Origin of the sequence: Actinophytocola sp. (genome assembly GCF_045807065.1) — a bacterium.
Taxonomy (GTDB): Bacteria; Actinomycetota; Actinomycetes; order Mycobacteriales; family Pseudonocardiaceae; genus Actinophytocola.
Genome location: NZ_JBJMIE010000261.1, coordinates 1 through 7270, shown reverse-complemented (window position 1 = coordinate 7270; position 7270 = coordinate 1). Strand labels below are relative to the sequence as shown.

Annotated in this window: 9 protein-coding genes; 3 read left to right on the top strand and 6 right to left on the bottom strand. The window is 70.7% G+C overall.

Features of this window, described 5'->3' with window-relative positions:
* The 3 genes from ACJ73U_RS15320 to ACJ73U_RS15310 form a co-directional block, all read right to left on the bottom strand.
* The coding region (locus ACJ73U_RS15320) for a DNA topoisomerase IB (protein ID WP_407778287.1) at positions 1–938 on the bottom strand (938 nt) is incomplete at its 3' end.
* Position 939: 1 nt separating this feature from the next.
* Positions 940–1209 carry a DUF4235 domain-containing protein gene (locus ACJ73U_RS15315; RefSeq protein WP_407778286.1) on the bottom strand — a complete coding sequence of 90 codons (270 nt, stop codon included), beginning with the start codon at positions 1207–1209 and terminating at the stop codon, positions 940–942.
* A 9-nt stretch (positions 1210–1218) separates the two neighbouring features.
* Entirely contained in the window at positions 1219–1614 is a 396-nt protein-coding gene (locus tag ACJ73U_RS15310) for a hypothetical protein (RefSeq protein WP_407778285.1), read from the bottom strand.
* Positions 1615–1685: 71 nt separating this feature from the next.
* Here ACJ73U_RS15310 and ACJ73U_RS15305 point away from each other — a divergent pair, with 71 nt between their 5' ends.
* Together ACJ73U_RS15305 and ACJ73U_RS15300 are read left to right on the top strand one after the other, a co-directional pair.
* The gene (locus tag ACJ73U_RS15305; protein ID WP_407778284.1) at positions 1686–2108 is read left to right on the top strand and encodes a phage holin family protein; all 423 of its coding nucleotides are present in this window, start codon (positions 1686–1688) and stop codon (positions 2106–2108) included.
* On the top strand, positions 2105–2434 hold the full coding sequence (locus ACJ73U_RS15300) for a DUF3618 domain-containing protein (RefSeq protein ID WP_407778283.1): 330 nt from the start codon (positions 2105–2107) through the stop codon (positions 2432–2434). The genes ACJ73U_RS15305 and ACJ73U_RS15300 overlap by 4 nt, the downstream gene beginning before the upstream one ends.
* Positions 2435–2555: 121 nt before the next feature.
* Here the strand turns inward: ACJ73U_RS15300 and ACJ73U_RS15295 are convergent, their stop codons facing one another.
* Positions 2556–2966 (bottom strand): hypothetical protein, encoded by a 411-nt coding sequence (locus tag ACJ73U_RS15295; protein WP_407778282.1) that lies wholly within the window; start codon positions 2964–2966, stop codon positions 2556–2558.
* A 163-nt stretch (positions 2967–3129) separates the two neighbouring features.
* Positions 3130–3702 (bottom strand): TetR/AcrR family transcriptional regulator, encoded by a 573-nt coding sequence (locus ACJ73U_RS15290; protein WP_407778281.1) that lies wholly within the window; start codon positions 3700–3702, stop codon positions 3130–3132.
* A gap of 185 nt (positions 3703–3887) precedes the next feature.
* On the opposite strand from ACJ73U_RS15290, the gene ACJ73U_RS15285 reads away from it, so the two are divergent.
* Positions 3888–6077 (top strand): MMPL family transporter, encoded by a 2190-nt coding sequence (locus ACJ73U_RS15285; RefSeq protein ID WP_407778280.1) that lies wholly within the window; start codon positions 3888–3890, stop codon positions 6075–6077.
* A 57-nt stretch (positions 6078–6134) separates the two neighbouring features.
* On the opposite strand, the gene ACJ73U_RS15280 is transcribed toward ACJ73U_RS15285, so the two are convergent.
* A complete protein-coding gene (locus tag ACJ73U_RS15280; RefSeq protein WP_407778279.1) occupies positions 6135–7247 on the bottom strand; it encodes a glycoside hydrolase family 3 N-terminal domain-containing protein in 1113 nt (370 codons plus the stop codon).
* Positions 7248–7270 lie beyond the last annotated feature (23 nt).

Below are 7270 nucleotides of genomic sequence, written 5' to 3'. Positions count from 1 at the left end.
TTGTTCGCGACCCGGTGCAGCGTCCGGTCTATGGTGCGACCCTGCTCGAACGCGGACAACACCCGGGGGTCTACATAGGACCGGCGCGCCACGGCGGGGGTGTTGCCCAACTGCTCGGACACGTCCTTCATCACCGCCTTCTCCACCCGGCGCAGCGCGGCCTGCGACCTGGGCGCCTCGTGGCCGGCGATGATGACCGCGGCCAGCACGGTCGCGTGCCAGGTGCGGAGGTCCTTGGCGGTGAAGTCCCTGCCGACGATCTCCTGCAGCCGCGCGTTGATGTCCTCCGCGCGCACCGGGCAGAAGCCCTGGCCCTTGCGGTAGCTCAGGAGCCGGTCGTCGTCCGCGCGGCCGCGGCGCAGCGCGGAGATCAGGGGCGCGAGCCGGTCGTCGTGGATGCGCAGCCGCCGCTCGATGCCGCCCTTGGCGATGTAGTCGAAGTGGATCTCGCCGCGGCGGACCGTCACGTCGCCGCACAGCAGCGTCGCCACTCCCCTGCTCTCCTCGGCGTACTCCTCACCGCCGGTGCGGAACACGCCGCGGTCCAGCATCCGCAGCGCGCCCGCCAGCACCCGCCGCTCGGTCAACCCCTTGCCACACAGGTCCCCGTCCACCGCCATGCGGAAGGCGGGCAGCCTGCCCGCGAGCCGCAGGACCCGGTCGTGCTTCTCCGCGTCGCGCTGTTCCCGCCACTGCGTGTGGTACAGGTACTGCCGGCGGCCGGCCGCGTCGGTGCCGATCGCCTGGATGTGTCCGTTCGGAAAAGGGCAGATCCACACGTCCTGCCAGGCGGGCGGGATCGCCAGGCCCCGGATGCGTTCCACCTGTTCTGGGTCACGCAGTGGCCGGCCGGCGGTGTCGAAGAACCGCCAGCCGCGCCCGCACCGCTGCCGGCCGAGGCCGGGTTTGCGGACATCACTGCGTCGGAGCCTGGGCAAGTCAGTCGTCCGGCCACTCGCCGGTGACCTTGCGGTAGCCCTCGGCGCCGCCGCGGTCGACCGCTGCCTTCACCAGACCGAAGATGGCGCCCTGGATGGTGGCCGCCAGCAGCACCTCGCCCCAGGTCGCCTTCTTGTCGGTCGGGTCGGGTGCCTCCGACCCGCCGGCGACCTTCGCCCACACCTTGTTGAACAGGGCGCTGGCCGCGAGCCCGCCGAGCACGCTGACGAGCATGCCGACGGGTTTGTAGATGATCTTGTTCACGTTCACTTCGTCCTCCTACTGGGCAGGGATGGGTTGGCGCGTGAGCGCCGTCGCGACCGCGTACAGGTTGGCCGCCATGGTCTTCGCGGTCTTCGCGGACCACTCGTGACCATGATCGACGTCGCTGTAGTCGGGGCCGGGACCGGGACCCATGTTCCAGTACGTCCACGACTGGCCCGGGATGGTGTAGCCGATGTCGACGAGCGCGCCGTTGATCTCGCTGATGACGTGGTGGGCGCCGTCCTCGTCGCCCGTCACCACGACGCCGGCGACCCGGTGGTCGACGATCCGCACCGACTCCACGGTCACACCGTGTTCGCGGAGTGCGTCCGCGACCAGCCCGGCGAGCTTCTCGGTGTTCGACGGCGCGGGCGACTTCTTCAGGGTGCGGTTGAGGATCAGCGCTCGCATGGGCCCCGAGTACCCCTGTGTTTGCTGGTCACACGCGGGGGTAGCCACGAGACAGGAGGTGCGAAAGGATCATGACCGCCACGACGGACCACCACCCGGACAAGTCGACGGCCGAGCTGGTTCGCCAACTCACCGACCAGATGAAACACCTGGCGCAGACGGAGGCCACGCTCGCCGTCCGGGAACTGAAGGACAAGGCGAAACACGCCGGTGTCGGCGCGGCCATCGCGGGCGTCGGCGGGGTGTTCGCGTTCTACGGCGGCGGCGTGCTGGTGGCCGCCATCGTGCTGCTGCTGGCGCTGGCGCTGCCGGCGTGGGCCGCCGCGCTGATCGTGGCCGCCGCCCTGTTCGCGGTGGCCGGCATCGCGGGACTGGTGGCCCGCAAGCAGCTCAAGCAGAGCGCACCGGTCCCCTCGCCCGCGCTGGACCACGCGAAGGAAGACATCCAAGCGGTGAAGCACGACATCCAAGCGGTGAAGGAGGCCCACCGATGACGGACGAACAGGAACGGCTGACCATGCCGGGCCAGGCCCCCACCGACGAGGACCTGCGCATGGACGCCGAGCTGACGCGCCAGGAGCTGGCCCAGACCGTGGCGGCACTCGGCGAGAAGGTCGACATCAAGGCCCGCGCCCACGACAAGGGCGAGGCCCTGCGCGAGCGCGGTGACGAGCTGACGGACAAGCTGCCCGAGCAGATCCGCCCCGTGGCCGCCCCGGTCGTGACCACCGCGACCCGCAGGCCCGCGCTCTCCCTGGCCGTGCTGCTCGCCCTGGTCCTGGTCCTCCGCCGCGTGTTCAGGAGCAAGAACAGCGACTAGCGGTACCAGGTCGCGATCGGCGACACCAATTTCGACCACATCGAGACAGGATCTCGCTGACCACACACCTCGCAGGTGATGGTCAGCGAGATCCCAGCTTCTCGACGCTTCACAGCCGAATTCAGCCGTTGTTGCTCGGACCGTTCACGTCGATACGGGCGGAACACGTGGGAAATCCGCGGTCGAAGTGGAATCGTGTGAACGAACGCGAGATGATGCGGTCGTTCATGTCGACCCACGCTGCCCGGAATATGACTCCGTCGTACACATGTAGTTCGGTGAACTTGTCGTAGGCTCGCGATGTTCGAGCGTTGCCGGTCTCGCCCATGAAGCGGATTCGCAGGCTGTCGCCAAGCGGATTGTCCCGCGGCACCTCCCAGCGGACGCTCTGGTTGTCAGTGATGGCCGAGCAGTCCAACCCGTAGACGTGCGGTGCGTCATAAACCGTGGCCGCGGAGGCCACTGGCGCGCTCATCCCGACGCCGACCAACGCGGCGGCAACCGTGAACGCTTTCAGGATCGTGAACCTCAAAACTGTGCTCCTTCCAGGCAGCAAAAATGTGAGTGCAGCCGGACGACTGCGCGCTCATGCTTACCCGTGGAGTCCTTGACGACACGTAGGCTCAAACAGCCACACTCTTTCGAGTGACCTGGGCAAATGTGAAAGCGAGAGCTGGTATGTCCCGCGGGCCCCGTCAGGGCGTGTCGCGCCTGCGGGGGCGGCCGAGCTGGCGGCGCATCGCGTCGACCAGGTGTCGGCGCAGGGTCTCGTCGTCCATGCCCGTCAGTGCCGGGGAGCCGCCCGCCATCGCCACGCCCGCGAGTGCCACGTGGGCGGCGACCTCCGTCCCCTCGTCGGCGTCCGGGCCGGCGAGCATGGCCGGCAGGCGCGTCATCACGTTCTGCTCGCCGTGCAGGATCCGGTCGACCGCGCGGTTGACGCCCGGGTCACTGCACAGCACCGCCACGAGCACCCGGTTGCGCACGACCAGGTCCACGAACTCGCCGATCAGGTAGTCGGCGCGCGGTCCGGGCCGCGGCATCGTGGCCGCTCGGTCCAGGATCGCCACCAGCTCGTCGAGCGCGGGCTCCACGACGGCCTCGGTGATCTCGTCCTTGGTCCTGAAGTGGTAGTACACCGCGGCCTTGGTGACCCCGAGCGCGTCGGCGATCATCTGCAGGGACGTGCCCTCGACGCCGTGCACGGTGAACAGCCCGAGCGCGGTGTCCAGCAACCGGGCGCGCGTCTCACCCCTCACAGCTGTCATCGCACCCTCCTCGCTGAGAGCTCGACGGTACCTCCTCAGCTTACCGTTCGACAAGTTTGGTTCCTTGCTGTTCGGCTAGTCACATACTTGCCGATCGGCTTGGCGACTACTAGCCGTTCGGCTAGCTTCGGTCACGAAACGAACGATCACGAACGAACGAACAACGAGCGAGTGGGAGTCCAGGGGTGGCCACATTCCTTTACCGACTCGGGCGCGCGTCCTTCAGCAGGCGGTGGCTGGTCACCGGCGTCTGGGCCGCGGTGCTCATCGTCATCGGCATCGGCGCGGTCGGGCTCTCCGGCACGCTGTCCAACTCCGTCTCGATCCCGGGCACCGAGTCCCAGCAGGCGATCGACCACCTGCGGAAGACCTTCCCGGAGGCGCACATCGGCGGCGGCACCGCCCGCGTCGTGGTCCAGGCGCCCGAGGGCCAGGACTTCGTCAGGTACCCGGCGAACCAGGCGGAGTTGCGCGAGGTCTACTCGGCGCTCAAGGGCGCGCCGGAGGTGCGGCGCGCGGTCGACCCGTTCCAGGCGAAGTCGTTCTCCCGCGACGGCTCCCTCGCCCTCATCCAGGTCAGCTACGGCAAGCAGGCGTTCGAGCTGACCGACGCCGACCGCGCGGCGCTCGTCGCGGCCGCCCACTCGACCGACCTGCACACCGAGATCGGCGGCGACGCCGTGCGCGGCGCGCCCGAGACCGGGGCCACCGAGGTCCTGGGCGTCGCGGTCGCGGCCGTGGTGCTCGTGATCACGTTCGGCTCCCTGCTGGCCGCCGGCCTGCCGCTGCTGACCGCGCTCGTCGGCGTCGGCATCGGCCTCTGCGGCATCCTGACCCTGTCCGGCTTCACCGAGCTGAACAACAACACGCCGGTGCTCGCGCTGATGATCGGCCTCGCGGTCGGCATCGACTACGCGCTGTTCATCGTGTCCCGCTACCGGGCCGAGCTGGCCGACGGCCTCGACCACGAGCAGGCCGCGGGCCGCGCCGTCGGCACCGCAGGCTCGGCCGTGGTGTTCGCCGGCCTGACGGTGATCGTCGCCCTCGCCGGGCTGACCGTCGTCGGCATCCCGTTCCTGGCCGAGATGGGCCTCGCGGCCGCGGCGACGGTGGTCGTCGCCGTGCTCATCGCGGTGACGCTGCTGCCGGCCATCCTGGGCTTCGCCGGGGACAAGGTGCGCGGCCGGCTGCCGGGCCTGCGGGGTGGCCCGAAGCCGGGTCGCGCCAGCATGGGCGAGCGGTGGGCGCGGTTCGTCGGGCGGCACCGGGTGGCGGTGCTGGGCCTCGCGGTGGTCGGCGTGGCCGTGATCGCCATCCCGGCCGCCAGCATGCAGCTGGGCCTGCCGAACGACGCGACCGCCGCGCCGGACAGCTCGCAGCACAAGGCGTACGAGCTGGTGAGCAAGGGCTTCGGCCCGGGTGCCAACGGCCCGCTGATCGTCGTCGTGGACACCAGCGGCGCGCGGGACCCGCAGGGCGCGGTGGCCGAGACGACCAGGCGGATCAACGACCTCGGGATCGCCGCACAGCTCCCGCCCCAGAGCAACGCCACCGGCGACACGCAGCTCATCAACGTGATCCCCAGGACCGGGCCGAGCGAGGAGGCCACCGAGGACCTCGTCGCGAACATCCGCGCCGCCGCCGCGCGGGTGCACGCCGACACCGGCGCGAGCATCTCGGTGACCGGCCAGACGGCGGCGAACATCGACGTGTCGCGGAAGCTGGCCGACGCGATGATCCCGTACCTGGCGCTGATCGTCGGTCTCGCGTTCCTGCTCCTGATGCTGGTGTTCCGGTCGGTGGTCGTGCCGCTGAAGGCGACGATCGGCTTCCTGGCGTCGGTCGCGGCGACGTTCGGCGCGGTGGTCGCGGTCTTCCAGTGGGGCTGGCTGACCGACCTGCTGGGCGTCGAGTCGACCGGCCCGATCATGAGCATGCTCCCGATCCTGCTGATCGGTGTCCTCTTCGGACTGGCGATGGACTACCAGGTGTTCCTGGTGACGCGGATGCGCGAGGACTACGTGCACGGCGCCGAGCCGCGCGCGGCGGTGGTGTCCGGCTTCGCGCACAGCGCCCGGGTGGTCGTGGCGGCGGCCCTGATCATGACGAGCGTCTTCGCCGGCTTCGTGCTCGCGGAGGACTCGCTGATCCAGTCGATCGGCTTCGCGCTGGCGGTGGGGGTCGCGGTGGACGCGTTCGTCGTGCGCATGACGATCGTGCCGGCGCTGATGTCCATGCTGGGCCGGCGGGCCTGGTGGCTCCCCCGCTGGCTGGACCGGATCCTGCCGAACGTGGACGTGGAGGGCGCGAAGCTGGCCGGGTCGGGCAGCGGTGGCGGCGAGCCGCCACGCGAGCGGGTACCGGCGACGGTGTGACGGCGACCGCGTGACAGGAGCGACGGGGTGACGGCGGCGACGGTGTGACGGCCGGTGTCAGGTCAGGGCGGTGCGGAGTGCGTTGATCCTGGTCAGCGCCGCGCCGAAGGCACCGCTGTCGAGCGTGCCGTCGGCGAGGGCGCCGGCCAGGGCGTCGGTCACCGCGTCGCCCTGGCTCACGTCCCGCGCGGCGGCGAGGATGAGGTCGCACCCGGCCGCCGCGGCGAGCACCGCACGGTTCCCGGTGTTCCCATAGCCCTGCAGGGCCTTCGCCTCCAGCGCGTCGGTGATCGTCACCCCGGTGAACCCGTCGCGCGACCGCAGCTCCTGCTGCACGACCGTCGCCGAGAGCCCCGCGGGGCGGCTCGCGTCCAGCGCCGGGTAGACCGCCCAGGAGAGCATCACGAGCTTGGCCCCGGCCGCGATCGCCTTCTGGTAGGGCGCCTCGTCCACGCTCCGCAACGTCGCCAGCGGGACGTTCAGCGTGACCGCCCGGGTGTCGGTGTTCTGGTCCGCGTTGGCCTTGCCCAGACCGGGGAAGTGCTTCACGGTGGCCGCCACCCCGACGCCCTGCTGGGCGGAGACGTAGTTCGCGCCGAGGTCCCCGACGACGGCGGCGGTGCTGCTGAAGGACCGCTCGTAGGAGTCCATCAGATCACCGGGCGCGTGGAAGACGTCGAGCACCGGCGCGAGGTTCACGTTCATCCCCACACCCGCCAGGTTCTGCCCCGCACCCCTCCCGGCGGCGGCCGCGGCGGCGCCGGGGTCGGCCGCGAGCCCGATGTCCTTGTGGGACATGGCGGGCTCGCCGGGCAGGCGCCGGACGAGGCCGCCCTCCTGGTCGGTCATCAGCAGGAGGGGCTTGGCGTTGGGACTCTGCGCGGCGGCGGCACGCAGCTGCGCCACCACGCCGCGGATCTGGGTCGAGCTGGAGATGTTCTCGCCGAAGAAGATGACCCCGGCGGCCTCGCCGGCGCGGATGCGGGCGAGCAGGCTCTCCGGCGGCGTGAGGCCGGGGTAGGAGTAGATCACCCGCTGCCCGGCCGCCTCCTGCGCCATGGCCTGCGCGAGCCCGCCGCGCGCGGCGGCCGTCCCGCTGAGCGCGCCTCCGGCGACCACCAGACCGAGCAGTCCCGCAACAAGCCGCCGACGCCGCATGAGGGCCTCCATCAACGCAGGGTAGGCCCATCTTA